Origin of the sequence: Cellulosimicrobium sp. ES-005, from assembly GCF_040448685.1 — a bacterium.
In the GTDB taxonomy this organism is placed as follows: domain Bacteria; phylum Actinomycetota; class Actinomycetes; order Actinomycetales; family Cellulomonadaceae; genus Cellulosimicrobium; species Cellulosimicrobium cellulans_G.
Map to the genome: position 1 here is coordinate 2,699,745 of NZ_CP159290.1, position 26,603 is coordinate 2,726,347.

Consider the following 26,603-nt stretch of genomic DNA (forward strand, 5'->3'; position numbering starts at 1 on the left):
GACGGGACGGGCGGGGACGGCTCGTGCTGCCGCCCCCGCCCGGTCCGTCCCGGGGCGGACGGCTCACGCCGCCCGCCCCGGGGTCTCAGCTCAGCCGCAGGTCGCGGCCTCGTAGGCGACGTCCGCCTGGAACGTCAGGTCGCCGCCCGTCGCGGACACCTGGGCGGTGCCCGCCTCGACCGAGGTCGAGCGCGTCGCGAACGACTGGTACGCGGAGGCACCCGGCTGGACGCCGGTCACCGTCTTCGTCCCGAACGGCGTCGTCAGCGTGATGTCCGCCGGCACCGTGTCGTCGTTCGTGGCACGGACCGCGACGTAGACCTTGCCCGCCATGCAGCGGGTCTGGACCGTCGTCGAGATCGCGAGCTCCTCGACCGGCTCGTCGGTCAGCTCCTTGAACCGGATGTTCCGGTAGTTGACCATCTCGCCGCTGCCGTGGTTCTGGATGCCGACGAAGCTGTTCACCAGCCGCGCCGGGTCGGTGCTCGTGAAGTCGTTGACGAGCACGTCGTTGAGGTAGATGCGGATGCGGTCTCCCTCGACCCGGATGTCGTACGCGTTCCACTGCCCGACCGGCTTGAGGGCCGCGTCCCGGGCCGCCTCGTCGGCACCCTGGAACGTGTAGACCGCGCCGGTGGTGCGGTCGGGGGCGTCCGTCGCGTCGATCTGGATCTCGTAGCCCTTGTTGACGGCGACCCACGGGTCGTCGCCCGGGTTCGGGAACCCGACGAACACGCCGCCGTTGTCGTCCTTGGTGAGCTTCCAGTCGAGCTTCAGGCTGTAGTTCTCACCGAGCTCCTGCGCCGTGTACCAGAGCAGGCCCATGCCACCCGCACCGCGGATCGAGCAGTCGTCCTGGCGGCCGAAGCCACCCGGACCTGCCATGCGCCAGCCCTCCTGCAGGCTCGCGAGGGTGCCGTCGAAGAGGGCCGTGTAGCCGTCCTCGACCTCACCCGGCGAGCAGATGTCCGGGTTCTCGCCGATCGAGAGCACGTCGATGTTGATGTTGCCCTCGTCGCCGGTCTCGTACGCGAGCGTGATGGTGTTGACTCCGGCCTGGAGCTCGAGGTTGCGCGTCAGCACACCCCAGTCCTTCCAGCTCCCCGTCGTGGGGAAGTTCCACTGACCGAGGTCCTGGCCGTTCACGTGCAGCGAGACGTTCTTCGCGCGCAGCGTCGTGTACGGGTGGATGCCGTTGGCGTAGCGCACGTTGACCGGGTAGGTGCCCGCCTCGGGGACGGTCACGGAGAACGTCCGGCCGGCGCCGACGCTCGTCATGCCCGCGGCGAAGCCGGAGCCCGAGTAGTTGCTGTGGTCCGAGCCGATGCTCGAGCTGCCGAGCGGCTGCGCGAGCTCCGCCTCGTACCAGCCGCGGTCGGCCGGGGCGACGTAGCCGGGGAGCGAGTTGAGCGTGTACCAGGCCTCGGTGCTGAGGAGCTCGGCGCCGTCGGCGGACGCGAACGGACGCGGCGACCGGATGTAGACGACGTGGCCGGGCTTGAGGCCGTCGATCTTCAGCGTGACGGTCGTGCGGTCCTCGGACACCGTGGCGTCGGTGACGAAGAGCGGCTCCTCGTCGACCTTCGGGCCGCCGTACTGCTGCGTCGGCACGTAGCGCCACTGCTTGACCTGGTAGGCGTCGGCGAGCTTCTCGACGACCTCGTCGGAGACCGGGTCGGTGTACTCGATCTCGAAGCCGCCCTCGACCACGCGCATCTCCTTCATGTCGAAGGAGTCCTCGTTGACGGGGACGAGCTTCTGGAGGCCGTACCGGAGCTTGCCGGACTCGCCCCAGTTGCCGCCCTCACCGGTGCCGCCGGCGTAGAGCGCGCCGTCGGGGCCGTAGATGACACGGTTCACGCCGACCTCGAGGCCGGCGGTGTGGCGGAAGACCGCACCCTGGAACTCGCCGTCGACCTTCTCGAGGAACGCGCGCTGGATGCCGCCGTAGGTGACGTCGCCGATGAGCATCTGGCCGGCGAACTCGCCGTCCTGGACGAGGATCGGGTTGCCCGGGGAGTTCGCGATCTCGTTCTGCGGGAGCCACACGGCCGGCGGGGAGACGGGGTTCGCGTCGAACGGCCCGGCCGGGTTCGTGTAGTGGTTGTAGAACTTGCCCGGCTGGATGTGGATGAGCTTGTTCGCCGGCAGCCAGGCACCCTGGTTGTCCGTCCCGAAGATCGCACCCTCGGGGCCGAAGCCGATGCCGTTGGGCGTGCGGAGGCCGCCCGCGACGTACGTGACCTCGCCGGTCTCGCGGTCGATCTTGATCGACGTGCCGCGGTTGGCCGCCGGCTGCGGGTTGGTCGTCGCGCCGCCGTTGTTGATGGCCACGGAGAGGTTGACGTAGAAGTAGTCCTCGTCGTGGATCAGGCCGAACGCGAACTCGTGGAAGTTGCCGCCGTCGGGCCACTCCGCGATCTTCGTGTGCTGGTCGTAGAAGCCGTCCCCGTCGGGGTCGGTGAGCTGCGTGAGCTGGTAGCGCTCCGAGACGAAGATCGAGTCCTCGACGACCTCGATGCCCATCGGGTTGAGCAGCTCGTCCGCGACCAGGGTCGCCGTGACGTCCTCGGGGCCGTCCGCCGTGGTGACGCCGTCGAGGAAGTAGACCTCGCCGGACACCGGGTCGGGGCGCCAGCCCCCGGAGCTGACCTCGCCCGTCGTCACGACGGCGAGCTTCTCGTCCGGCGTGAACGCCAGGCCCGAGACCTTGGGCTCGAAGCCCTCGGGGCGCAGGTCGACGAGGTCGTAGTTCGGGTTGACGGCGTCCAGGCGCAGGCCGTCGCCGGCCGTGTCGGTCGCACCCTCGCAGTACTTGTAGCCGGGCGCGGTCACGCGCACGACGCCCGCCTCGGTGCTGAGCGCCGACGTCGGGATGACCTCGAACGTCGAGCTGCCCGGCGTCTTCCACGCGAGCGTGAGGCGCTGCTTGTCGCTGCCCTCGTAGTAGTCGACCCGAAGGTCGTGCACGCCCGCCGTGAGGGTCGCGCTGCCCTCGACGGAGGTCGAGTCGTTCGGGCCGTCGTTCTCGAGGACGAGCTGGCCGTCGATGTAGACGAGGGCGCCGTCGTCGTTGGTGACCTTGAACTGGTACTGGCCGTCTGCGGGGACGGTCAGGTTCGCGGTCACCTGCGAGATGAAGTTGTCCTCGGCGCCGAACTGCTCGGCGGTCGACCAGTCGATGGTCGGCATGAGCTTGTCGACGTTGGGGGTCTGGCCGGACTTCAGGGTGCAGACGGCCCCGGGGTTCTGCGCGAGCTGGAAGGTCCGCAGCGTGACGCCGGGCTCCTGCTCGGGAAGGTCGGCCGCGGCGGGGACGGCCCAGCCCGCGACGACCACGGCGCCGAGGGTCAGGGCGGCCGCGCCGCGTCGGTACCTGATCCGGCGGGACACCGGCAGGCTGGTGCGTTCGAGCATCGTTGCTCCCTCATACTCGGTCGGACTTCGAGTCCACGGAGCGTAACCCCTGCCCGGCTCCGTCGATGACAACGCTGGACAGGCTAGCCCTCGTTCTATCGATGTGTCTACAACTTCCGACTTGCAGTCGACAAAAGTGCCCTGGCCTGCTCGGACGTACGCTCGGAGGCATGAGCGCACGCCACGGCGACATCGCCGACAGCACCGCGTCCCGGCCGTTCGCGCAGGTGGACGTCTTCACCGAGGTCCCGACCCTCGGCAATCCCGTGGCGGTCGTGCTCGACGCCGACGGGCTCACGGACGACCAGATGGCCGCCTTCGCCCGCTGGACGAACCTCTCGGAGACGACGTTCCTCCTCCCGCCCAGCCCCGAGGGGGCCGCCGGAGGCGCCGACTACCGCCTGCGGATTTTCACCCCCGGCGGCGAGCTCCCCTTCGCCGGGCACCCGACGCTCGGCTCCTGCCACGCGTGGCTCGAGGCGGGCGGCGAGCCCCGGGCGGGCGACGCCGTCGTGCAGGAGTGCGGCGTCGGCCTGGTGACGATCCGGCGCGAGGCGCCGGCCGCCGGGTCGGACGCTGCCGGACCGGACGACGAGCCGGACGGGGACCTCCCGCGCGGGCTCGCGTTCGCCGCGCCCGACCTGCTCGCCGACGAGCCGGTCCCGGACGACGACCTCGCGGCGATCGTCGCCGCGCTCGGCGTCCCCGACGACGCCGTGGTCGACCACCGCGTCCTCGACAACGGGCCCGGGTGGCGCGTCGTGCTGCTGGACTCGGCGGACCGCGTCGCCGGGCTCGTACCCGACTGGACGCGGCTTCGCGTCGAGCACCCCGACCTCTCCGTCGGGGTCGCCGGCCTGTACGGGGACGACGGCGGCCCCGACGGCGCCGCGGTCGAGGTCCGCGGGTTCGCGCTCGCCATGGGCATCCCGGAGGATCCCGTCACCGGGAGCCTCAACGCCGTCGTCGGGCAGTGGCTCACGCGGGACGGCCGCCTCCCCGACCGCTACCTCGCCGCCCAGGGCGCGGCGCTCGGCCGGGCCGGGCGCGTGCGCGTCGAGCGCGACGGGTCGGGGACGGTCTGGGTCGGCGGCGCGAGCGTCACGTGCGTCGCGGGCACCGTCCGCCTCTGAGCACCCGTCGGCGACGGGCCGAGGTCCGGGTGCCGAACCCGGGGGACGTCGCCGGCATCGGCGCTCGATCTCGGCGATATCCCCGGGCTCGACGGTCCCCGGGCTCCGTAGACTGGGGCAAGTGTCAAGAACCCCACCTGTTTCCGGGTCCGACCGCGCCCTGACGGACCGCGCGGTCGTCGCGCGCGCCCGCTGGGCGCTCATGGTGCAGTTCGGGCTGTTCGGGGTCATCGGCGCGTCGTGGATGAGCCGCCTGCCCTCGGTCCGCGAGGCGCTGGGGATCAGCGCGAGCCAGCTCGGCCTGCTGCTCGTCGTCGGTGGCCTGGGCTCGCTCGTGTCCGTGGTGTCCGCGGGCGCGGTCGTCGCACGGTTCGGCAGCCGCACGACCCTCGTCGTCGCGACCGCGGGGAACGTCGTCGGGTTCGGCCTCGTCGCCCTGGGCACCGGGACGGGCGGGGTCGTCCTCTTCGCGACCGGCGCGTTCCTCAACGGGGTGTGCGGCGCGCTCACCAACGTGCCGATCAACATCTGCGCGGCCTCCGTCGAGCAGCACGTCGGACGGGCGATCCTCCCCCACTTCCACGCCGCGTTCTCCATCGGCGCCGCGTGCGGGGCGCTCGTCGCGGCCGCGTTCTCGTGGGCGCACGTGGGCATCACCGCGCAGATCCTCGTCGTGACGCTCGCCGTCACGGTGGCGCGCGCCGTGCTCGTCGCCCCCGCGACCGCGCTCGCCCCCGACCGCACGGCGCCCGCGCGCGCGGCCGCGCCGTCGGGCACCACCGAGCCGGCCGACGACGGCGCGGCACCCGCACACCCGACCTCGCCGCGCCGCGGGGCGGGGGTGCGCGCCGCGCTCGCCGCGTGGCGCGAGCCGCGCACGCTCCTCATCGGGCTCGTGCTGCTCGCGTCGTCGCTGTCCGAAGGGTCGGCGGGCAACTGGCTCTCCATCGCCGTCGTCGACGGGTTCGCGGTGCGCGAGGCGCTCGGCGCCGTCGCGTACGGCACGTTCGTCGGCGCGATGACGGTGTTCCGGTTCGCCGGGACCGGGCTCATCGACCGGTTCGGGCGCGTGGCCGTGCTGCGCGCGTCGGGCGTCTCCGCGCTCGTCGGGCTGCTCGTCTTCGGCCTCGCACCCAGCCTGCCGCTCGCGTGGGTCGGCATCGTGCTCTGGGGCTGCGGCGCGGCGCTCGCCAACCCCGTCGCCATCGCGGCGGCCTCCGACGACCCTGCCCACGCCGCCCCGCGCGTCGCCGTCGCGACGTCGTTCTCGACCGTCGCGATGCTCACCGCGCCGCCGCTGCTCGGCCTGCTCGTCGACCAGGTCGGGGCCCGCCACATGCTCCTGGTCATCTGCGCCGCGACCGTCCTGTCGCTCGCCGTGGCCGGCCAGGTGCGCCCGCTCCCCCGCCCGGCACCCCACCCCGTGGCCGCGGTGCCCGCCGAGGAGCCCACGAGGTAGGACCCGGTCGCACGAGCGAGCAACCCTGGCCCCCGCACCGGCCCCCACCTCGCGCACGATGACCGAGAATCGACCCGTGGAGCTCACCCAGAGGGTCACGACGCTGCGACGCGAGGCGCGCGAGCGCGCCCTGGCCCGTCCGCGGTGGCCGTTCGCGGGGACGGTGCAGGACGAGACGCGGGACGGCGTCGGGCTGCGACGCTACGTCCCGGACGCGCACGGCTCCCGCCGCGAGCCCACGACCGCAGTCGTGTTCCTGCACGGCGGGTACGGGCTGTTCGGGGACCTGGAGCTGCAGGACGCCTCGTGCCGACGCCTCGCGACCGCGCTCTCGACCACCGTCGTCTCCGTCGACTACCGGCTCGCGCCCGAGGGCACGCTCGCCGAGGCGACCGACGACGCGCTCGTCGCGCTCGCGCTCCTCGCCACGGAGGGAGTCGGGAGGCCGGCCCTGTTCGGCGACTCCGCGGGCGGGGCCGTCGCGGTCGCCGCCGCGCACCGGGCCCACGGCACGCCGCTCGCCCCGGCGTGGCTCGCGCTCACCAACCCGAACCTCGACCTGACGCTCGGGTCGTTCGACCCGGACCGGCCGGGCGGGCCCGACGCCGCGCTGTCCGCGGAGTCCTTCCGCGCCTGGACCCGGGTCGCGGACCTCGCGGACGCGCCGCGGCTCGACCTCGACGCGTCGCTGCTCCCGACGACGTTCCTCGCGGTCGGCGACCAGGACGCGCTGCTCCCCGAGGCACGGACGCTCGCCGCGTCGTGCGCGCGCGACGGCGTCCGCTGCGAGCTCGTCGAGGTGCCCGGCGCGAGCCACGGGTTCCTCGGCGGCGACGCCGCGCCCGGGGTCCTCGCGGACCTCCGGGCGTTCGTCGGCGCCGTCTGACCGCGCACGCACGAGGGCCCGCGCACGCACGAGGGCCCCGCCCGCGCAGCCGCGGACGGGGCCCTCGAGGCCGGGTGCCTCAGCCGCGCAGGCCGAGGATCGACGTGTAGCTGCGCCGGGCGTTGCCGAACGAGTCGACCGGGTTCGGCGGGACGGCGGTCGTCGGGGCGTTGTCCTGCTCCCAGATGCCCCAGCGCGTGCCGCGCGCCTTCGTCGCGCGGAGGAACTCGCGGTAGGGCAGGTCGCCCGCGTCGAACTCGATGATGTCGAACCCGTTCGGGTTCGCCTCGTTGCGCGCCCCGTCCTTGAGGTGCAGGAGCGGGTAGCGGTGCGGGTTGTTGCGCACGTAGTCGATGGGCTCGAAGCCGGGGAAGCGGTACTGGCCCACGAAGGCCCAGTAGACGTCCATCTCGAGGAACACGTGGCGGGGATCGGTGTTGTCGAAGAAGACGTCGTACAGACGCACCTCGGGCTGGTCCGTCGCGAACGCGAACTCGCCCGCGTGGTTGTGCTGGTAGAGCTTGAGCCCTGCGGCGCTCGCCTGGGCACCCCAGGCGTTGAACTCGTCCGCGGCGGCGCGGTACCCGTCGACCGTGTTGACGTTCGACGGCGCGTTCGCCGTGCCGACGTGCGGCATGCCGAGGATGTTGGCGATCTCGAGCTGGCGCGGGAGGTCGGTGCGCAGCGCGTTGATGCCGACGTGGGAGCCGACGGCGCGCAGCCCGTTGTCGTCGAGGAGCTGACGGATCTCCTCGGGAGTGATCGGCCCGACCTGGTTCTGGGTGTAGCCGGCGAACTCGATCTCCGAGTAGCCGATGTCCGCGAGCTGCTCGAACACGGTCCGGAACCCGAGGCTCGAGACCTTGTCACGGATCGAGTAGAGCTGGATGCCGATCTTGCCCGGGGGGACCAGGCGACCGTTGCCCGCGGCCGCGAGCGGCCCGGCGGCCGTCGGGGCGGGGGCGGCGCCGGCCGCCGGCGCGACGGCGGCACCGAGGCCCACGGCCACGGTCGACGTCGCGAGCGCCTTGATCAGGCTGCGGCGCGTCATCTGAGACTTGCTCATCGTCTCTCCTTCGAGGGATGGGACGGTGCGGCTCGGGCGAGCCGCACCGCGGGTGGTGCAGGTCGGCGGCGGTCGGCGGCACACGCGCTCGTCGTCACGCCGACGACAGGTCCTCGGGCGGCCCTCTTCGTCGTCCGTCCTCGTCAGGGCCGTACAGCGCCCTGCGTCTGGTCCTCCTCGTCTCGTCGTCGAGCGAGTCCTCCGCACGTCGTCGTGCCGGAGGAGCGCGTCCCACCGTGTCGGGCGGCCTCTCACCTACCACCCGGTCGTCATCCTACGAGGCTTCTGTCGGGTGTCAATCAAAAGTCGAAAGTTCGTCGTTGGACCTGTGGGCGGGGGCCCGGGGAGCGCACCTAGGATCGCTCCATGTCTCGACGTCGAGGTCCCGGTCACGGTCGGATCGCGTTCGAGCTCGAGGAGGGTTCGCACGCCGCGGACGGGGCTCCTGACGGCGACCCGGCGGGCGCGCCGGCGGGCACCGGCTCCCCGGACGGCGACACCGGGAGCGCGGACCCTGACGCCGCGCGCGCGACCCGCACCGCACGGCGGCGACGCCGACGGGGAGCCCTCGTCGCGGCCGCAGCGGCCGTGGCCGTCGTGGGCGGCATGATCGTCGTGGACGCCGTGTCGTCGCGCGGGTCGCTCGAGACGGTGCGGCGTGCGGTCGGCGGCGTCGAGCCCCTCCCGGCCGCACCGACCGAGCTCTGGACCGTGCCGGCGCAGACGGCGGGGAACCCCGCCACGCTGCCCGGTCTCGTCGTCCTCGTGCGGGACGACGAGGCGGTGGCCCACGACCTCGACACCGGCGACGTCCGGTGGACGGTGCCGCTCCCGCCCACCTCGCGGTGCGGCGGCGAGCTCGTGGTCTCCGCGTCGGCCCCGGTGCCCGACGACGAGCTCGTGTGCGTGACGGACGACGTCCCGTCGCCCCTCGATGCGACGACCGCCCTCACGCCGCTCGGAGACGAGCCGGTCCCCGCCGCCGAGGGCGCGGAGGTCACCGTGATCGACGCCGAGGGGAACGCCGAGACCCGCACGCTGGACGCGACGCGCGGCTGGTCCGCGCCCGGTCCGGACGGGAGCGTCGCCCGGTTCCGCCGAGCGGGCGACGCGCCGGACGGTCCGCGCGTCACGGTCGACCCGACGACGGGTGTGCCCTCCGACCTCTCCGCCGGCCGCCCCGCCGTCGTCACGCTGGAGGACGCGAGGACGGGCCAGGTCCGCTGGGAGCACGAGCTCCCGTTCGTGCCCGAGGAGGGTTCGTGCGCGCCGTACTCCGACACGGAGAGCGTCACCTACGCCGACGTCGACGGTGCGACGTTCGTCCTGGGCGCAGGGCTCGTCGTCGTGCAGGGATGCGGGGTCGACGCCTGGTTCACGGCCGACGGGACGCGGGTCGACGACCCACGGGCGCCCGCCGACGTGCTCTCGCGGCTTCCCGACGGCGCGCTCTCCCGCGCAGTCCCACGGGAATCCGTCGCCGACGGCGCGCCGTCGCCGGGACCCCCGGTCGTGCTGGAGCCGTCGGGCGAGGTCCGCTGGGAGCCCCCGGGCACGGTGCTCGTCCCGCAGGCCACGGACGGCGCCGCGGGCGGCCTCGTCCTCTCGCGCGAGGTCACCTCTCTCGTCGCCCGCGACGCGACGGGCGCACGACGCTGGGAGAGCGCCGGGGTGAACGGCGCCGAGTCCGCCTACGTCGTCGCGGCCGGCACTGCCGTGGTCCGCCAGGGGATGGGCAACGTCGTCGTGGGCGTCGACGTGGAGACCGGACGCGTGCTCTGGACGCGAACCGCCGAGGTGCTGGCCCCGCCCGAGCCCGACGACGCCCCGACCCCCGCCCCGATGTCGATGGTCACGCAGGCGTTCACGGACGGGGCGCGGGCGCTGCTCGTCGTGACGACCTGGTCGGAGGACGGCGAGGACACCGCGCGGCTCGTCGCGCTCGACCTCCGCGACGGTGACGTCGAGTGGCGCGGCGACGCGACGACCGGCTCGTGGTACGTCGCGGTCCAGGGCCGGCTGCTGCGCGCGGACCGCGGGGACGCGACCGTCACCCGGCTGGGCTGAGCCGGCGGCTCCCGTCGGTCAGGTCCCGCCCGACCTGGCGGGGACGAGCGCGGTGTGGACGCAGCGCCACGCGTCGCCGCGACGGACGAACGTGTCGACCGACCACTCCTCGTCGCGGAACGGCGTCCCCCGCCACGTGCCCGCGGACACGCCGCGCGCGAGGGTGACCGCGACGTCGTCGTGCACGCTCACCGCGACGAGCTCGGACGACATCTCGGTGTGCACGAGCTCCCCCGACGCGACGACCGCGAGGAACCCGGCGCGGGGCTGCGCGTTCCCGTCCGTCCCCACGACCACCCAGCCCGGGTCGACGAACGCGTCGATCGCGGCGGGGTCGTTCGCGACGAGCGAGTCACCCCACGCGCGCAGAAGCGCGGCGAATGCCGTACGGGTCCTCGGGTCCTCCGTCATGACGTCGCTCCTCCGCTCGTCCGGGCCAGGTCAGCGTGCGAGCCACTCCTTGCGCTCCGCGGGCGGCAGCTTCTCCACCGCGGCCCGCAGCACGTCGCGCGGCATGGTCGCGGCGTGGTCCTCGAGGAACGTCCGCAGCCGCTCGGGCTCGACGTCGCCCGCGTGGCGCAGCATCCACCCGACGCCCTTCTGCACGTAGGGCTCGGGGTCGTCGACGAGGACCTCGGAGAGCCGGAACGTGTCGTCGACCTGGCCGCGCCGCAGGAAGGCGGCCGTCGCGACGATCGCGGAGCGCCGGCGCGGCCAGTCCGGCGCGCGGGCGAGGTCGTCGAGGACGTCCCGTGGCCGGTCGAGGAGCCACGACCCGAGCACCTGGTAGGCGGTGAGGTCGACGAGGTCCCACGTGTCGATCCGGTCGTGGCGGCGCAGGAAGAGCTCGACGAGCTCCGCGTGCCGCTCGACGGTGACGCGCCGGGCCGTCGCGGCCTTGCCCATGATCGAGCAGCCGCCGGCCCGCACCTCGTGCACGCGGTCCTCGAGGAGCAGCTCGATCTGGTCCACCGGCAGGTCGAGCGCACCCTTCGCGAGCGTGAACACGTCGCCCATGCGCACCCCGGCGAGCGTGTCGTCGCCCGGGAAGTGCCGCGCGTAGGCGCGGCGCTGGGCCGCGGTCGCGCGCGCGAGCAGGTCGGCGCGGAAGTCGGTCGCCGTGGTGTACGGCGGCATCGTCCTTCTCCTCTCGTGCGGGCGGTCGCCCGCGGTCCGTGCGGTCCGCGCCGCGGCGCGGTCCGTGCGCTCAGCGCGGCGCCATGCGGATCGCGCCGTCGAGGCGCACCACCTCGCCGTTGAGCATCGGGTTCTCGACGATCGCGCGCACCAGGTGCGCGTACTCCTCCGGCCGCCCGAGCCGACTCGGGTGCGGCACCTGCGCGCCGAGCGACTCCTGCGCCGCCTCGGGGAGCGACGCCATCATGGGGGTGCGGAAGATGCCCGGTGCGATGGTCATCACCCGGATCCGGTGCTGCGCGAGGTCGCGCGCGAGCGGCAGCGTGAGGCCCGCGACGCCCGCCTTGGAGGCCGCGTAGGCGGCCTGCCCGACCTGCCCGTCGAACGCCGCGACCGACGCCGTCTGCACGACGACGCCGCGCTCCTCCCCGTCCGGACCGGGGCCGTCAGGCCCCAGGGGGTCGAGGGCGAGCATGCGCTCGGCCACGAGGCGGACGACGTTGAACGTCCCGACGAGGTTGACGTCCACGACGCGCCGGAAGGCGTCCAGGGCGTGCACGCCGGACTTCCCGAGCACGCGCTGCGCGAGCACGATCCCGGCGCAGCTCACGACGACGCGCGCCCCGCCCAGGTCGTCCGCGGCGTCCAGCGCCCGCGCCACGTCGTCCTCGCTCGTCACGTCCGTGGGGACGAACCGCGCCGCGTCGCCCAGCGCCCCGGCGACCGCGACGCCGTCGGACGACGCGAGGTCCGCGAGGACCACCCGCGCCCCTGCCGCGACCAGGCCCTCCGCCGTCGCGCGCCCGAGGCCCGAGGCCCCTCCGGTCACCAGGGCGACCGTGCCCTCGATCCGCATGTCTCACCCTCCGTCACCTGCGCGGGCGTCGTCGCCCGCCCCGCTGACCGTACCCAGGTCGACCCGCGGGTCGCGAGATCGACCCACCGAGGGTCGATCTCGGACGCTCGGGCCGATCTCGTCGGCACCGGTCGAGGCTGTCAGTGCGACGGCATCTCCAGGCACCCGCCGTCGGCGATCGGCCCGCCGGAGTCGAGCGTCACGGCGTCGGGCGCGACCGCCCCGTACACGCAGCCACCGGGGACCGCGACCCCGACGCCGACGACCGGGACGACGTCGCCGAACGCGTTCCTGTCCACGACCTGCACGTTCTCGAACCCCGCCGCGACGAGCGCGGCCGAGACCTCGTCGCCGTCGACGGCCGACCCGTCGGCGACCGGGTCGAGCGCGGCCTGGACGGCGGGCATCGCGAGCGCCGCCTCGGCGTCGCCCTCGGGCGTGCCCGTCCGCTGCCGGTACGCCTCGTTGGACGCGTCGAGCCCGGCCTCCTGCCCGACGGCGGTCGCGTCGTCGGCCGTCACGGTGGCCTCGGGCTGGGACGAGTCGTACGACCCGGCCCACTGCTTCATGGTGACCCCCACGAACACGGAGTACCCCACGACGCCCACGCACGCGAAGATCACGAGCCCCACGACCACGCCGACGACGGCGCTCCCGAGGCGCGACGTGCCGTCCGTGCGGGAGTCGTCCAGGTCGGGCGTGGTCATGTCGCGAGTCTGACGGGCCCGGTGGTGGACGGCGACCGCGGGCGCGACCTCGGCCCGAGATCTTCACATCTCGGGCGCCGCCGGGTGCAGGATGGGAGACGACCCGTCTCCGCCCGACCGTCAGGAGCGCCCCGCATGAGCCTGTACGACATCCCGTTCGACGCCATGGACGGGACGACGCGCACCCTGCGCGAGCACGCGGACGACGTCGTGCTCGTCGTGAACGTCGCGTCGCGGTGCGGCCTCGCGCCGCAGTACGCGACGCTCGAGGCGATGCACGAGAAGTACCGCGACCGCGGGTTCACCGTCATCGGGTTCCCGAGCAACCAGTTCCTCCAGGAGCTCGGCACCAACGAGGCGATCCAGGAGTTCTGCTCGCTGACGTACGGCGTGACGTTCCCCGTGGTCGACCGCGTGCGCGTCAACGGGCGGCACGCGCACCCGCTCTACCAGGAGCTCAAGAAGGCGCCGGACGCCGAGGGGAAGGCCGGCCGGGTCACGTGGAACTTCGAGAAGTTCGTGGTCCTCCCCGGCGGCGAGGTGCACCGCTTCCGCCCCCGTACCCTCCCCGACGACCCGGCCATCGTCGACCTCGTCGAGGCGCACCTGCCGCGCTGAGCGCACGCCACCTCGCGTAGCGGGCGTCAGCGCACGACGAGCGCGGGGTGCCGCGCGTCGTCGACCCGCACGACGACGTCGGCCGCCTCCGCAGGCCGGACCTCCCGCTCGTAGCGCGCGTACGCGTCGAGAGTCCACGCGTCCGCGGGCGCGGTGCGGCGCGCGAGGGTCGCGTCGCGCAGCGCGAGGTGCACGGAGAGGTCCACCGCGAGCCCACGGCCGAGGGACAGCGCGCCGTCGAGCACGACGACGAGCCCCGGCTCCGCGGCGACGGGCGCCGCCCGCGTGGACCGGCTCGTCGCCGGGTCGCGCAGGCTCGGCAGGTAGCGACCCGTCCCGCCCGGGCCGACGGCGTCGAGCACCTCGCGGTTGAGGCCCGCCACGTCGATCCACTCGTCGAGCAGCGCGTCCGGGTCCTCGCGACCGCGCTCGAGCCGCAGCGACGCGGGGCGCCAGAAGTCCTCCACGCGGACCCGCGCGACGGGTCGGCCCGCCGCGCGCAGCGGGGCGACGAGCCGGTCCGCGAGCGCCTCGGGGTGCGTCGACGGGTGGCCGTCGACGAGGAGCCGCACCGCGCCGTCGGGCACCGTCGCCCGGTCGCGGCGCCGGAACCCGAGGACGCGGTCCACGACCCGGTCCACGAGCACGTCCTCGGTCACCGGTTCGACGCGCACCGCGTCAGGATGCCAGATCGTGCGGCAGCGTCTCCGGGACGCCGGGCAGGTCCGGCTCCTAGGGTGGACGCATGCTGCGCACCGTCGCCCTCAACTACCCCGCTCCCCTTCCCGTCGGGCACACGGTGGAGGTCACCGAGTTCGCCGACACCCGCCCCGAGCGCAAGCGCCGGGGCTTCAGCCAGTCCGAGGCGTTCGCGCACCCGGTCGTCGTCGACCTCGACACCGGCATCCGGTACATGAACCACGTCCACGCGTCCCCGCACGGCAACGGGGGCAACAGCTTCACGGCCAACCGCTACCCCCTCGAGCCGCGCGCGGACCTCGAGGTCGCGGCGCGGTGGAAGGGCCGGGTCACGGCGTGCACGATCGTCATGGTCGAGGGCCTGGAGAACCCCCACACGACCCTGCAGGTCGAGACGGACGCATGACCGCACCCTTCCGGCCGGGCACGGTGCGCGAGGCCGCGGGCGGCATCGTCGCCCTGGGCCTCGCGACGTTCGTGGCGATCACGACCGAGCTCGTGCCCGTCGGGCTGCTGCCGCTCCTCAGCGCGGACCTGGACGTCACCGAGTCCGTCGCAGGCCTGCTCGTCACGGCGTACGCGGTCATGGTCGCGGCGCTCGCCGTGCCGCTGACGCTCGGCACCGCCCGGCTCCCGCGCAAGGGACTGCTGCTGACGACGCTCGTGCTCTACACGGTGAGCAACGTGCTCGTCGCCGTCGCGCCGACGTTCGCCGTCGTCGCGGCGGCGCGAGCCCTGGGCGGCGCGTCGCACGCGGTGTTCTTCTCGGTGAGCATCGGGTACGCGTCGCGGCTCGTGCTGCCGCACCTCACGGGGCGCGCGCTCTCGCTCGTCACCACCGGGGCGGCGGTCGGGTTCGTGCTCGGCGTCCCGCTGACGACGACGCTCGGCACCGCGATCGGCTGGCGTCCCGCGTTCGGCGTCCTCGCGGGCGCGTGCGCACTGGCCACCGTGCTCATCGCGTTCCTGCTGCCGCCCGTGCCGGGAGGCGGCGCTCCGCCGTCGGACGCGTCGAGCGCGAGCCGACGCTCCGCGCTCGCGGTGGCCACGACCACGAACGCTCTCACGTACCTGGGCCAGTACACGGTCTACACGTTCGTGTCGCTCCTGCTCCTGGGCGCGGGCCTGCAGGAGTCGGCGCTCGGCCCGGCGCTCCTCGTGCTCGGGGCGCTGGGGCTCGTCGGGACGGCGTTCGCCGCCGCGCGCCTCGACCACCGGCCGCGCCGGACGACGGTCGTCACGCTCGTCGCGGTCGTGGCGGGCATGCTCGCGGTCGGGCTCGCGTTCCCCGGGACCGTGGGGGTGCTCGTCGCGATCGGCGTGTGGAGCGCGGGGTTCGGCGCCGTCGCACCGGTGTTCCAGGCCGCGGCGATCCGCGCGCACGGGGCGTCGCCGGACCTCACGGGAGCGCTCGTCAACGCGTCGTCGAACGTCGGCATCGGCGGCGGCGCCGCGCTCGGCGCGCTCGTCCTCGCGCGGTCCGGGCTCGACGTCGTCCCGCTCCTCGGGGCGGGGATCGTCGCCGGCGCGCTCGTCGTGGTCCTCGTCGCGCGGCGCACGTTCCCCGCGCGGCCGACCGCGGCGACGGCGGTGGCGGACGTGTCGACGGCCGACGCGCCGGTGGCCGACGCGCCGGTAGCGGACGCGCCGGGGCCGGAAATGCCCTCCGACCAGGAGGGCCCGCGTGCCTAGGGTGGCGGGATGACGACGACGGTCAGGCAGGTCCAGGTCACGTTCGACTGCGCGCGGCCGGAGCGCGTCGCCCGGTTCTGGTGCGAGGTGCTCGGCTACGTCCCGCCGTCGCCCCCGGACGGCTTCGCCACGTGGGACGACGCGAACGCCGCGCTCCCGCCCGAGCAGCGGGACGCGTGGTTCGCGTGCAGCGACCCGGACGGCGTCGGCCCCCGCCTGTACTTCCAGCGCGTCCCCGAGGGCAAGGTCGTCAAGAACCGGGTGCACCTCGACGTGCGCGTCGGGACCGGGCTCGTCGGCGCCGAGCGCCTCGCGACGCTGGAGGCCGAGCGCGACCGTCTGGTCGCCCTCGGCGCGACGTGCGTGCGCGTCATGGTCGCGGACGAGGAGAACGAGTCGTGCATCGTCATGCAGGACGTCGAGGGCAACGAGTTCTGCCTGGACTGACGGCGGGCTCGGCTGCCGCGGCGCGGCTCAGCGCAGGAACGGGTCCATGATCGCGGCCACCGCCTCCGCGGCAGCGTCCGCGTCGGCGTCGGCGATCGCCTCGACCAGCTCGTGGTGGTGCCGGTGGGCCGCGTCCTCGTCCTCGTTCTCCTCGTCGCGCATGTGGACGGCGAACACGTCGAGCATGCTCGAGTACAGCGTCACGTACAGGGGGTTGTGCGTCGCCTCCACGATCGCGCGGTGCAGGTCGAGGTCCGCGCTCGCGCGCGCGTCGGGATCGTCGGTCGACCACGCCGCCTCCCGCCGGTCGCGCAGCTCGCGCAGCAGCACGACGTCGGCGTCCGTGCGGCTCGCGGCGGCGAGCGAGGCCGCGGTGCTGTCCAGGGCGAGGCGCAGCTCGAGGTAGTGGCGGCGCGTGCCTCCGGCGAGCTGACGCTCGAGGGTGCCGGTCAGCTCGGAGCGGGAGATGACGAAGGTGCCACGCCCCTGCTCGCGGCGCAGCAGGCCCGCGTGCACCAGCGACTGGAGCGCCTCGCGGACCGTGTTCCGCCCGATGCCGAACTCGGCCACCAGGGCGACCTCGGTCGGGATGCGCTCGCCGACGGGCCAGCGCCCGGAGACCACCTCGTCGCGGAACCGTGCCGCCGCCTGGTCGATGAGTCCTACTCGACGCAGCGGCTCACGCGTGTCAGACTGCTCAGGATTCATCCCATGATCCTATCGACGGCCGACCTCGCAGCGGAGTTTGACATGGCCACACTCTCCCCCACCCGCGTCCCCGCCGGGCGGGTCCGCCTCACCCTGTGGGCCGGGCTCGCCGTCGCGCTGACGGCGATCAACCTCCGGACCGCCGTCACGGGGTTCACCCCGCTGCTGGAGACCATCGGCGCCGACCTCGGCTACGGCGTGGCCGTGGCCGGCCTGCTCGGCACCGTCCCCGCGGTGTCGTTCGGGCTCTTCGGGTTCCTCGCTCCCGTGGTGACGCGCAGGTTCGGGCTCGAGCGCACGGCCACGGTCGCCCTGGCGCTGACGGCCCTGTCGCTCGTGCTGCGCGCGATCTCCCCGTCGACCACCTGGCTGGTGGCGTCGACCGTGCTGGCCCTCGCCGGGATCGGCGCGGCGAACGTCGTGATCGTCCCCCTGGTGAAGGCGTGGTTCCCGGACCGGATCGCCCTGTGGACGTCGCTCTACCTGATCCTCATGCAGACCGGTCAGTTCGTCGCCCCGCTCCTCGCCGTCCCCGTCGCCGAGGCGACCAGCTGGCGGTTCTCGGTCGGGATCTGGGCGGGGCCCGCGGCGCTCGCCGCCGTCGTGTGGCTCGTCCTGGCGACCCGGATGCCCGCGAACCACCACGCGCCCGGCACCTCGACCGCCGTCGGCGCGAGACCGCGGATCGGCCGGTCCTCGACCGTGTGGGGCCTCGTCGTCCTGTTCGCGGCGATCTCGCTCTCGAACTACGGGATCATCACGTGGGTCCCGGCCGTGCTCACCGACGCGGGCGGCAGCGCCGCGCTGGGCGGCACCATGGTCGCCCTCTACTCCGCCTGGGGCATGGCCGCCGCGCTGGTCGTCCCGCACCTCGCCACGCGCCTGGCGAACCCGTTCGTCGTGGTCGTCGTGTGCGCCGTCGTGCTCGTGACCGGGTACGTCGGCCTGCTCCTCTCCCCGCTCGACGGGACGGCGCTCTGGATGTGCGCGCTGGGGATCGGGGTGAGCACGTTCCCGCTGTGCATGACCCTCATCAACCGGCGGACCCGGACTCCGCAGACCGCGTCGGCCGTGTCGGGCTTCGTCCAGGGCCTCGGGTACGCGCTGGCGTGCTTCGGCCCGATCGGCCTGGGCCTGCTGCGCGAGGCGACCGGGTCGTGGTCGGTCCCGCTCCTCGTGCTCGCCGCCACCGCCGTCCCCGGCGTGGTCGGGGGCTGGTTCGCCTGCCGCCCCCGCTTCGTGGAGGACACCGTGCCGTCGGTGCCCGTCGCCGACCGGCCGTCCCCGCGCTGAGCCCCGCTGTGCGGGCACCCGCGGCGTACCCGGCGTCCGCCGGAGAGCGCCCGTCAGGCCGTGGCGACGGCCGCTCGTGGGACGACGGCCGGGACGTCGCTCGGGGTCCAGATCCGGTTGCGCAGGTCGAGGCCGCGGATCACCTGGACGCGGTAGGGGTCGAGGCGCAGGACGTGGAGCCGCGGGTCCGTCGGTGACGCCCAGAAGGCGCCGAGGTCGTAGCCGGCGCCCTGCGGGCTGGTCCGCGCGTAGAGGTCCCACACGCGGCGGCGGTCCTGCTCGTCGTCGACCCACCTGGCGACGACGTCCGCGGCCGCGAAGTCGCTCCCGCGGGGCGCCCAGTAGGAGAAGCTCGCGTGCGGGTTGTTCGCGAGGTGGGCGGCCTTCACCGGCGTGCGGTACGTCGCGAGCCAGCCCAGCGGGGCGCCGTCGACCACGACCTTCCCCGCCCTCGAGAACGACATGGGAGTCGCTATCCGGCGGATAACGACCCCCATGTCGTGTTCGGCACCGCGAGGGTGGGCGAGGTGGCCCCCTATTGGCCCGTGAAGGTGAATTGCGAGCCGGGCTCCTTCGCCACGTCGCCGTCGCGCGAGCTCGTGACGGTGACGTTCGAGAGGATCGCGTTGCCACGGGCGCCGCCCATCGCGAGGATGCCGGAGCCGTTGTTGGACTTCTCGATCCGCACGTTCGTGATCTTCACGTCCGGCATGTTCCCGCCGCCGTTCTTGAACTGGATGCCGTCGTACGTGGAGTCGACGATGTCCGTGTCGCGGATGGTCACGCCGACGATGTCGTGCGTCTGCGGGAAGATCGTGATCGCGCCGAACTCCTGGTCCTCGTTCCAGAACGCCCCGCCGGTGCGGTAGAGCCCGTTGTTGGCGATGAGCGTCGTCCCCGAGAACGGCAGGGGGTCGTGGTCGGTCGCCAGCATGATGCCGGGGTAGTTCATGGTGTCGTAGACGAGGTTGTTCTCGATCGAGTTGTCGTAGCCGCCGTAGATGGCGATGCCGTTGGCGCGCCACGGGAGCTGGACGGTGTTGTTGCGGAACGTGTTGGAGTGGCCGATGTCCACGGCCCGGTCCTTGACGTACGGGTTGGCCCAGACGGCGAGCGCGTCGTCGCCGGTGTTGCGAAACGTCGAGTTCACCACCGTCGAGTTGCGCGTCCCGTTGCTGAAGTTGATGCCGTCCGCGTAGGTGTTGCGGATCCGCATGCCGGAGAAGACGATCCCGTCGCCCGGGTTCCACAGCTCCGGGATGTTGGAGTAGTCGCGCCCGACCCACACCCCGACGTTCGCGTGCTCGATCCACACGTTGGTGATCTTCGTGTTCTTGCCGAACCGGCCGTTGAGGCCGACGCCGCCCTCCTCCTGGGCGTTGTTGCCGCGGATCGTGCCGGAGCCGAAGATCGCGAGATCGGAGATCTGGGTGTTGTCGTCGATGTCGAACCCGAAGTTGCCCTCGTGCGGGTGGTTGATGACGCCCGGGGCGAGGTGCGGCGGGATGAGGCTGTAGAGCTGCGAGTGCCACATGCCCGCACCACGGATCGTCACGTCGCGGATGCCCACCTGGTTGTGCATGCCGCGGTTGAGCGGGTCGTCGGTGAGGATCTTCTTCTCCTGGCGCCACTGCCCCGCCGGGATCCACACGCAGTCGATCTCTCCGTTCTGGTTCGCGGTGACGGCGGCCTGGATGGCGGCGGTGTCCTCGAGCCCGTCGTTCGGCACCGCGCCGTACTCGGTGATCGACGTGCACTGCGCGGGCTTGGCCAGCGGAGGGGCGACCTGCTCCAGCTCGACCAGGTCGATGACGTAGAACGCCGCGTCGTCGCCCGCGTCGCGCTGGAGCCTGAAGACCGTCCCGGCCGGGAACGACCGCCCGAGCAGCGCGTGCGACTCGTCGAAGAGGCGACGCGCGTCTCCGCCCGGCGTGTTGACCAGGCCCTCGGGCTGGTCCGTCGTCCCGTAGAGCCACGAGTGCTTCGACGAGAGCGTGAGCTTCTGCACGAACTGGCCGTCCGCGTAGAGGCTGATCGTCTTCTCCTGGCCCCCGCCGCCGGGGGCGTCGGGGATCGAGTTGCGCACGACGATCGAGTTCGTCGGGTTGGTGGACGTGAACTGGACGTACTGGCCCGTGCTGGTCAGGCGCACGGACTCGCGGCCCGACGACTCGGTCGCGAAGTTCGTGTGCCCGAACGTGCGCAGCGCGTCGGTCTGGAGCAGCGTGCCCGTGTACTGGCCGTCCTCGGCCTCGTACGTCGTGTACGGGACGGCGGCGCCGCGCCCGACGGTCACGGCGAGCGTGCCGGTGTTGTTGTCCTCGTTCGTCTCGGCGACCACGCCCGTGGCGTCGGCCGTCGCGGTCACGGTGACTCCGCCGCTCGTCGCGGTCCACGAGCCGCTCGGCGTGACGGTGACGGTCGCGCCCGCGGGGACGGCCGGCGTCGTGCCGTCGAGCGTCGTGGAGCCGGCGACGACGCGCGTCACCGACCCTGCCGCGACGGGCTGGTTGCCGCGGTTGCGTACCTGGACCGAGAACGTCACGGCCGAGCCGACGGCCGGGTTGGCCGGGTTCGACGACACGGAGACGACCTCGAGGTCCGGCCCGGGCGCCTCGCCCACGACGAGCTTGGCCGTCGCCGTGAACGCGTTGTCCGTCTCGTCCTGCTCGACGACGGTGTTCGCCGGGTCGACGACGGCACCGACCGTGTACTCGCCCGCGGGGCGGGTGCCCGCCGCGACCTGGACCTGCGCGCTCGCGCCGGGCTGGAGCGCGGCGACGGCGGCCGAGCCCGCGGTCGACCCGCCGAGCTTCCCGTCCAGCGTCGTGGCCGACGACGCGCGGTCGCCCGTGTTCGTCACCGTCGCCGTGAGCGTCACGGGGGTCGTCGCCGTGGGCGACGCCGGCGACGCCGTCACCGCGGTGACGGTGAGGTTGGGGTTCGGCGCCGGGGCGCCGTAGACCTCGAGCTCGGCGACCTGGCCGTTGCCCGCGCCCGTGTTGCCGGTGAAGCGCAGGCGCACGTCGGTCGCGGTGCCCGTCACGGGCACGTCGACGAGGTTGCCGCTGCCCGGCGCGAACGCGTACCCGGCCGAGGCCTTGAGCTCCTGCCAGGCACCCGTGCCGGTGCGGCCCCACACGGAGAACGTCTGCGTGCGCGGGCCCCACGCGGCGTCGGGGTTGAGCCGGACGCGGACGCTGCTGAGCTGCGTGGGCGCGGCGAGCGCGACGTCGAGCGTCGACGGGTACTGCCCGCCCGCGCCCTCCCAGTAGGTGGTCGCGCTGCCGTCGACCGCGTTCGCGGCGACGAACTGCCACTCGGTCGACGAGGCCGTCGCGGGGCGGCTCTTCGCGTAGTTGGTGCCGGTCGGGTCCGTGGGACCGGTCGGGTCGGTGGGGTCCGTCGGGTCGGTGCCGCCCGTGGGCGTGCCCCAGACCTGGAGCTCGGACACCTGACCGTTGCCCGCACCGGTGTTGGCGGTGAAGGCGAGGCGCACCTCGTCGACCTCGGCGTCGAGCGGGATCTCGACCGTGTTGCCGCTCGCGGGGTCGAACCGGTACGCCGCCGACGCCTTGAGCGTCCGGAACGCCGTCTCGCCGTCGGAGCGGCCGAGCACGCTGAACGTCTGCGTGCGCGACGACCACACGGAGGGCGGGGGCAGCGTGACGACGACGCGGTCGACGTCGGCCTCCGCCCCGAGGTCGACGGTGAGGTGCGACGGGTACTGGCCGCCCGCGCCCTCCCAGTAGGAGCCGGTGTTCCCGTCGTTCGCGTTGCCCGCGACGTAGGTCTGCGTCACCGACGACGCGGCGATCGGCTTGCCGAGCGCCAGGTTGGTGGCGTCCGCGGCGTGCGCCACGGCGACGACGCCGAGCGGCGCGACGAGCGCCAGCGCGGCACCCGCCACGACCGTGTGCTTCCAGGGGGTTCTCATGAACGTCCTCGTTCTCCCGCCGGGGCGGGCTCGTCCACCCGCGGGCGACGGTGCCCGACGGCGGACGCGATCGTGCTGGTGCGGCGCCACCGTCACGGGTGGGTCGGGTCAGGGCTGGTTCGGGGTCGGGACCGGGCCCGAGGTCGGATCCGGTCGGCCGGGTGCCACGAAACGACCCGTCAGGGATGGTCACCGGTCGGACCCGTGGCGGAATTCGAGAGTTGCAGCGTGTGCACTGCTTTGTGCTGGACTTCTGTCAACTTCTTGCGTTGTGCAGTACGGACGTTACGAGACGGACATCCAGGGCGTCAAGGGTCGGCGTGGCGTGGGTACCCCGAGCGACGATGGGCCGGGATCCCCGGAGACGAAGGAGTCGTGCGATGGCGAAGTACCTGATCTCGTTCCCCAGCGGCGAGATGGAGCTCGGTCCAGGCGGCCTCGAGGCCGCCGCGGACGCGGCGCACACGGTGGTGCGCGAGGCCAAGGAGGCCGGAGTCTGGGTGTTCGGCGGCGGGATCGACGAGAGCGTCCCGCCGGTCCTGGTCTCCGGGGACGGCACCGTCACCGAGGGCACGTACCCGCAGACCGCCCGGATCGAGGGCGGCTACACCGTGCTGGACGTACCCACGCGTGACGACGCGCTCCGGTGGGCGGCGAAGATCGCCGTCGCCTGCCGCTGCCGCCAGGAGGTGCGCGTGTTCCAGGACGACCCCGAGAGCTGACGGCTCCCCGGCGCGGCCGTGCGCACCGGCGCCGGCGATCCTCGTGCTGCTACCCGGTGGTGCGCGTGAGTCCGGCGGTCGCCACGGCCGCGTGCAGCGCCGCGCGTGCGGCGGCGACCTCCGGGTGCGCCCGGGTCCCGCGACGGTAGGCGAGCGAGGTCCGACGCCGGATGGCGAGCGGCGTGAGGACCACGCCCGTGGGAGGGTTCCCGGCCGCGAGGTCCGGGACGAGCGCGACGCCCTGCCCGGCGGCGACGAGCGCGAGGACCGCACCGAAGTCGTCCGCGTGGTGACGGATGCCGGGGGCGTAGCCCGCGGCCTCGCAGGCCCTGACGGTCAGCGTGTGGCACAGGGTCCCGGGCGTCCCGGCGATCCAGGGCGCGTCGCGACGGTCGGCGAGCGACCCGGCGTCCAGGGCGGCCAGGTGGACCGTCTCCTCCAGCAGCGGCTCCGTCTCGACGCCGGGCCCGACCGTGAGCGGGACGTGGTCGTACTCCTGGACCAGCGCGACGTCGACCGCGTCCCCGCGCAGCGCGGCGGGGACCGTCGCGGGGTCGAGCTCGGAGACCAGGAGCCGCAACCCCGGGTGGTCGGAGCTCAGGCGCACGACCGCGGGCGTGAGCAGGGTCGGCACGGCGGTCGGGAAGACGCCGATGCGCAGCGTCCCGCGGAGCGTCGTGGCGGCCGAGGCGAGGTCCGCGTCGGCCTCGCGGAGGATCTCCAGGATCTTCTCGGTGTGCTCGACGAGCCGCTCGGCGGCCGCGGTGAGCCGGACCCGGCGGCCCGACCGCTCCAGCAGGGCCACCCCGGCGTCGCGCTCGAGCGCGGAGAGCTGCTGCGACACGGCCGACGGCGTGTAGGTGAGCGCCTCGGCCACCGCCGCGATGGTTCCCCGGTGCGAGAGCTCCCGGAGCAGCCGGAGCCTGCGGACGTCGAGCATAAGGAGAACTTACGGCATGCCGCACGAACAGGAACTAGACCCGACCGTGGCGGCGGGCCCAGAGTGGCCGTCATGGAGCTCTCCGGTCTCTACGTCCCCCTGGTCACCCCGTTCACCGACGACGACCGCCTCGACCTCGACGCGCTCGCGACGCTCGCCGCCACGGTCCTCGACGAGGGCGCGGCGGGCGTCGTCGCCCTGGGCACGACCGGAGAGCCGGCGACGCTGACTCGCGCCGAGGCGCGTCAGGTCGTCGACGTCTGCGCCGAGGTCTGCGCGGGACGCGACCGGCACCTCGTCGTCGGCACGGGGACGAGCAGCACCGCCGCGTCCGTCGACCTCATCACGGCCCTCGACCCCCGGGCGACGGCCGCGCTCGTCGCGGTCCCGTCGTACACGCGCCCCTCCCAGGAGGGCGTCGTCGAGCACGTCCGGCGCCTCGCGGCGGCGGCCCCCGTCCCGCTGGTCGTCTACAACGTCCCGTACCGGACGGGCCTGACCCTCACGGCGGACACGCTCCACCGGCTCGCCGACCTGCCCGGCGTGGCCGGGTTCAAGCACACGGTGGGCTCGATCGACGACACGACGGTCGCGTTCCTGAGCGCCCTGCGGCCCGACGTGTCCGTGCTCGCCGGCGACGACCTGTACGCGGGGCCGCTGATCTCCCTCGGCGCCCGCGGCGCGATCACCGCGAGCGCCAACGTGGCCCCGCGCGCCTATGCCGAGCTGATCGAGGCCTGGCGGCACGGCCCGGCGCACCGGGCCCGCACGGTGCACGACGCGCTCGTCCCGCTCACGCGCGCCCTCTTCGCCGAGCCCAATCCCGCGGTGATCAAGGCCGTCCTCGCCGCCGACGGCCGGATCGCCAGCCCTCGCGTGCGGCTCCCGCTGCTCCCGGCGTCCCTGGACGCGCTCTCGGCGGCCCTCGCGTCCCGCGACGCACTGCTGGGCTCCCTCCGGGCAGCCGGACCGGCGGCGGCCTCGGCCCACCGGCGCACCACCGACGCACCACCGCGCGGCACACGCGAGGACGCGCGGCCGGTCGGGAGGTGACCTTCCTCGATCATGACGATCGATTCCAGTATCGTTGCGACATGCATGCGATCGGATTACTCGCGAGCCTGCGCCGAGACCTCGGCTCGCGACGTCGAGCGGTGCTTCCGGTGGCGCTCGTACTGATCACCGCTGCTGCCACCGTGTCCTGCGGGACCGGGACCTCCGCCTGCGACCCGTCCCGGGTGCTGGCCACGGAGGCCGGGCCGGAGGACTCGGTGGACCTGAGCTCCCCGGACGTCGACCCGGGATCGATCGGCGAGACCCGGCTTCTCCACGAGCAGGACGGGTACGCGTTCTTCCTCGCCGAGTCGCTCGAGGCGGACACTGCCTTCTGCCTGTGGATCGAGCGCGACGGCGCGTTCATCGGCAGCGGGTGCGGGGGTCCGACGATCCGCACGAGCCTGCCCCCGGAGCAGGTCAGCGCTGCCTACGACGCGGGCGGTGACGTCGCCGAGCGGGCAGCGAGCGACTGGGACTGGACCAACGGGTGCCTGGCGGTCTCGACGTAGCGACCGCTCCCCCGACGCCGGCACGCGAGGTGGGCGTCAGAGCGCCCAGCCGATGCGGCCTTGCATCGGACCACCGCACGCCTCCGACCCTCCGGTGCGGACCATCTCGACGGACTTCTTCGTCTCGGCGACGACGACTCCGGCGGCGTCGAGCGCACGGAGCCCGATCGGGTTCCTCGGGGAGGAGAACGTGAAGGTCCAGGTGTCCCCCTCCCGTCCCGGCGAGAGTGCGGGTTCTGCGGTCCCAGGATCCGTCGGCAGCGGCGGGTACCACGGTTCGCCGTCGCCGTTGCTCAGCTGCACGTGCGCCACGTCGGCGGTCTCTCCCGTCAGCACGACCTCGAGGAGGCTGGGATAGGCGATCGCCGGGCAGTCTCGACCACCGCCGGAGAGCCGTGACACCAGCGCCACGACGACGACGAGCGCCCCGACGACGACGGCGGCCGTCCCGACCCAGACCGGCGGGCGCGGGCCCCGTGGTCGTGCCGGCCACGGCCTGTCGTCGACGTCTCGCTCTTCCATGCGTCCTCCCCGTCGTCGACCTGCCACGCATCATGCCCGAGGCCGTGCCGAGACTCCACGGGCCGCCGGGGTGGGCCACCCCCAGGGCGCTCGGAGAACCAGATGGCCTCGGACGGTGACGGTGCATTCGGTGGCGATTTTCCGTTGCCCCCGGGTGCGCACGCGTCGAGAGTGTCGGCATGCTGATCAGACGCGAGCGCCCGTCCGACGTCCCGGCGATCCGGGCGGTCACCGCGGACGCGTTCTCCGCGGTCGAGCACGCCGCCCCGTCCGTCGAGCCGGACGGCGCACCCGGCGAGGCCACCCTGGTCGGGTGGCTGCGCGAGGACAGCGGGTGGGTCCCGGAGCTGTCGCTGGTCGCCGAGACCGGGCGCCCCGACCCGCAGGTGGTCGGACACGTGGTCGCCACCCGCGGGCGGCTCGGGGACCGGCCGGCGCTGGGGCTCGGGCCGCTCAGCGTCCGTCGCGACCACCAGCAGCGCGGAGTGGGTTCCGCGCTGATGCACACGATCCTCGGCGCGGCGGACGCCCTCGCGGAACCCGTCGTGGTGCTGCTCGGGGAGCCGGCCCTCTACTCCCGGTTCGGGTTCGTGCCCGCGAGCGCCCTCGGGATCGAGGCTCCCGAGCCGGCGTGGGGGGACTACTTCCAGGCGCGCGCCCTGAGCGCGTGGCGCGACGAGTACGCGGGCCGGTTCACCTACGCCGCCCCGTTCGACCGCCTGTGACGTGAGG

General features: G+C 73.7%; 25 protein-coding genes. 13 read left to right on the forward strand and 12 right to left on the reverse strand.

Annotation, left to right across the window (positions count from 1 at the left end):
- Window positions 1-90: 90 nt before the first annotated feature.
- On the reverse strand, window positions 91-3,417 hold the full coding sequence (locus ABRQ22_RS11855) for a family 16 glycoside hydrolase (RefSeq protein WP_253051501.1): 3,327 nt from the start codon (window positions 3,415-3,417) through the stop codon (window positions 91-93).
- A gap of 170 nt (window positions 3,418-3,587) precedes the next feature.
- Between ABRQ22_RS11855 and ABRQ22_RS11860 the strand changes: the two genes are divergently transcribed.
- The 3 genes from ABRQ22_RS11860 (at window position 3,588) to ABRQ22_RS11870 (ending at window position 6,895) form a co-directional block, all read left to right on the forward strand.
- The gene (locus tag ABRQ22_RS11860; RefSeq protein ID WP_353706875.1) at window positions 3,588-4,550 is read left to right on the forward strand and encodes a PhzF family phenazine biosynthesis protein; all 963 of its coding nucleotides are present in this window, start codon (window positions 3,588-3,590) and stop codon (window positions 4,548-4,550) included.
- A gap of 121 nt (window positions 4,551-4,671) precedes the next feature.
- Entirely contained in the window at window positions 4,672-6,009 is a 1,338-nt protein-coding gene (locus ABRQ22_RS11865; RefSeq protein ID WP_353706876.1) for an MFS transporter, read from the forward strand.
- Between the two features lie 76 nt (window positions 6,010-6,085).
- Window positions 6,086-6,895 carry an alpha/beta hydrolase gene (locus ABRQ22_RS11870; RefSeq protein WP_353706877.1) on the forward strand — a complete coding sequence of 270 codons (810 nt, stop codon included), beginning with the start codon at window positions 6,086-6,088 and terminating at the stop codon, window positions 6,893-6,895.
- 79 nt (window positions 6,896-6,974) lie between these two features.
- Here the strand turns inward: ABRQ22_RS11870 and ABRQ22_RS11875 are convergent, their stop codons facing one another.
- A complete protein-coding gene (locus tag ABRQ22_RS11875; RefSeq protein ID WP_353706878.1) occupies window positions 6,975-7,961 on the reverse strand; it encodes a sugar phosphate isomerase/epimerase in 987 nt (328 codons plus the stop codon).
- Window positions 7,962-8,327: 366 nt separating this feature from the next.
- Between ABRQ22_RS11875 and ABRQ22_RS11880 the strand changes: the two genes are divergently transcribed.
- Window positions 8,328-10,028, forward strand: a complete 1,701-nt coding sequence (locus ABRQ22_RS11880) for a PQQ-binding-like beta-propeller repeat protein (RefSeq protein WP_353706879.1) — start codon at window positions 8,328-8,330, stop codon at window positions 10,026-10,028.
- An 18-nt stretch (window positions 10,029-10,046) separates the two neighbouring features.
- On the opposite strand, the gene ABRQ22_RS11885 is transcribed toward ABRQ22_RS11880, so the two are convergent.
- From ABRQ22_RS11885 to ABRQ22_RS11900, 4 genes are all read right to left on the reverse strand, one after another.
- Window positions 10,047-10,439 carry a nuclear transport factor 2 family protein gene (locus tag ABRQ22_RS11885; RefSeq protein ID WP_253051507.1) on the reverse strand — a complete coding sequence of 131 codons (393 nt, stop codon included), beginning with the start codon at window positions 10,437-10,439 and terminating at the stop codon, window positions 10,047-10,049.
- A 30-nt stretch (window positions 10,440-10,469) separates the two neighbouring features.
- Entirely contained in the window at window positions 10,470-11,165 is a 696-nt protein-coding gene (locus ABRQ22_RS11890; protein WP_253051508.1) for a DNA alkylation repair protein, read from the reverse strand.
- Between the two features lie 70 nt (window positions 11,166-11,235).
- Window positions 11,236-12,021, reverse strand: a complete 786-nt coding sequence (locus tag ABRQ22_RS11895; protein WP_353706880.1) for a 3-hydroxyacyl-CoA dehydrogenase — start codon at window positions 12,019-12,021, stop codon at window positions 11,236-11,238.
- Window positions 12,022-12,161: 140 nt separating this feature from the next.
- Window positions 12,162-12,728: a hypothetical protein gene (locus ABRQ22_RS11900; protein WP_353706881.1), complete on the reverse strand. Its 567-nt coding sequence runs from the start codon at window positions 12,726-12,728 to the stop codon at window positions 12,162-12,164.
- Between the two features lie 135 nt (window positions 12,729-12,863).
- On the opposite strand from ABRQ22_RS11900, the gene ABRQ22_RS11905 reads away from it, so the two are divergent.
- A complete protein-coding gene (locus ABRQ22_RS11905; RefSeq protein ID WP_253051511.1) occupies window positions 12,864-13,346 on the forward strand; it encodes a glutathione peroxidase in 483 nt (160 codons plus the stop codon).
- A 26-nt stretch (window positions 13,347-13,372) separates the two neighbouring features.
- Here the strand turns inward: ABRQ22_RS11905 and ABRQ22_RS11910 are convergent, their stop codons facing one another.
- The gene (locus ABRQ22_RS11910) at window positions 13,373-14,020 is read right to left on the reverse strand and encodes a uridine kinase (protein ID WP_353706882.1); all 648 of its coding nucleotides are present in this window, start codon (window positions 14,018-14,020) and stop codon (window positions 13,373-13,375) included.
- 71 nt (window positions 14,021-14,091) lie between these two features.
- On the opposite strand from ABRQ22_RS11910, the gene ABRQ22_RS11915 reads away from it, so the two are divergent.
- The 3 genes from ABRQ22_RS11915 to ABRQ22_RS11925 are packed head-to-tail and all read left to right on the forward strand — an operon-like array spanning window position 14,092 to window position 16,184.
- A complete protein-coding gene (locus tag ABRQ22_RS11915; protein ID WP_253051513.1) occupies window positions 14,092-14,451 on the forward strand; it encodes a hypothetical protein in 360 nt (119 codons plus the stop codon).
- Entirely contained in the window at window positions 14,448-15,737 is a 1,290-nt protein-coding gene (locus tag ABRQ22_RS11920; RefSeq protein ID WP_353706883.1) for an MFS transporter, read from the forward strand. The genes ABRQ22_RS11915 and ABRQ22_RS11920 overlap by 4 nt, the downstream gene beginning before the upstream one ends.
- Before the next feature lie 9 nt (window positions 15,738-15,746).
- Window positions 15,747-16,184 (forward strand): VOC family protein, encoded by a 438-nt coding sequence (locus ABRQ22_RS11925; RefSeq protein WP_353706884.1) that lies wholly within the window; start codon window positions 15,747-15,749, stop codon window positions 16,182-16,184.
- Window positions 16,185-16,211: 27 nt separating this feature from the next.
- Here ABRQ22_RS11925 and ABRQ22_RS11930 read toward each other — a convergent pair whose 3' ends face one another.
- Entirely contained in the window at window positions 16,212-16,892 is a 681-nt protein-coding gene (locus ABRQ22_RS11930; RefSeq protein WP_253051516.1) for an FCD domain-containing protein, read from the reverse strand.
- A 42-nt stretch (window positions 16,893-16,934) separates the two neighbouring features.
- Between ABRQ22_RS11930 and ABRQ22_RS11935 the strand changes: the two genes are divergently transcribed.
- Window positions 16,935-18,185, forward strand: a complete 1,251-nt coding sequence (locus ABRQ22_RS11935; protein WP_353706885.1) for an MFS transporter — start codon at window positions 16,935-16,937, stop codon at window positions 18,183-18,185.
- A gap of 53 nt (window positions 18,186-18,238) precedes the next feature.
- On the opposite strand, the gene ABRQ22_RS11940 is transcribed toward ABRQ22_RS11935, so the two are convergent.
- Together ABRQ22_RS11940 and ABRQ22_RS11945 are read right to left on the reverse strand one after the other, a co-directional pair.
- Window positions 18,239-18,649: a hypothetical protein gene (locus ABRQ22_RS11940; RefSeq protein WP_353706886.1), complete on the reverse strand. Its 411-nt coding sequence runs from the start codon at window positions 18,647-18,649 to the stop codon at window positions 18,239-18,241.
- A 71-nt stretch (window positions 18,650-18,720) separates the two neighbouring features.
- Window positions 18,721-22,122 carry a CARDB domain-containing protein gene (locus ABRQ22_RS11945; RefSeq protein WP_353706887.1) on the reverse strand — a complete coding sequence of 1,134 codons (3,402 nt, stop codon included), beginning with the start codon at window positions 22,120-22,122 and terminating at the stop codon, window positions 18,721-18,723.
- A 380-nt stretch (window positions 22,123-22,502) separates the two neighbouring features.
- On the opposite strand from ABRQ22_RS11945, the gene ABRQ22_RS11950 reads away from it, so the two are divergent.
- Window positions 22,503-22,844, forward strand: a complete 342-nt coding sequence (locus ABRQ22_RS11950; protein ID WP_253051520.1) for a YciI family protein — start codon at window positions 22,503-22,505, stop codon at window positions 22,842-22,844.
- A 49-nt stretch (window positions 22,845-22,893) separates the two neighbouring features.
- Here the strand turns inward: ABRQ22_RS11950 and ABRQ22_RS11955 are convergent, their stop codons facing one another.
- Window positions 22,894-23,784, reverse strand: a complete 891-nt coding sequence (locus ABRQ22_RS11955; RefSeq protein WP_353706888.1) for a LysR family transcriptional regulator — start codon at window positions 23,782-23,784, stop codon at window positions 22,894-22,896.
- Between the two features lie 72 nt (window positions 23,785-23,856).
- On the opposite strand from ABRQ22_RS11955, the gene dapA reads away from it, so the two are divergent.
- The gene (dapA, locus tag ABRQ22_RS11960) at window positions 23,857-24,837 is read left to right on the forward strand and encodes a 4-hydroxy-tetrahydrodipicolinate synthase (RefSeq protein ID WP_353706889.1); all 981 of its coding nucleotides are present in this window, start codon (window positions 23,857-23,859) and stop codon (window positions 24,835-24,837) included.
- A gap of 185 nt (window positions 24,838-25,022) precedes the next feature.
- Window positions 25,023-25,349: a hypothetical protein gene (locus ABRQ22_RS11965; RefSeq protein ID WP_353706890.1), complete on the forward strand. Its 327-nt coding sequence runs from the start codon at window positions 25,023-25,025 to the stop codon at window positions 25,347-25,349.
- A gap of 36 nt (window positions 25,350-25,385) precedes the next feature.
- Here ABRQ22_RS11965 and ABRQ22_RS11970 read toward each other — a convergent pair whose 3' ends face one another.
- Window positions 25,386-25,871, reverse strand: coding sequence for a hypothetical protein (locus ABRQ22_RS11970; protein ID WP_353706891.1), 486 nt, complete (start codon window positions 25,869-25,871; stop codon window positions 25,386-25,388).
- Between the two features lie 179 nt (window positions 25,872-26,050).
- Here ABRQ22_RS11970 and ABRQ22_RS11975 point away from each other — a divergent pair, with 179 nt between their 5' ends.
- Window positions 26,051-26,596 (forward strand): N-acetyltransferase, encoded by a 546-nt coding sequence (locus ABRQ22_RS11975; RefSeq protein ID WP_353706892.1) that lies wholly within the window; start codon window positions 26,051-26,053, stop codon window positions 26,594-26,596.
- The last annotated feature ends 7 nt before the right edge of the window (window positions 26,597-26,603 follow it).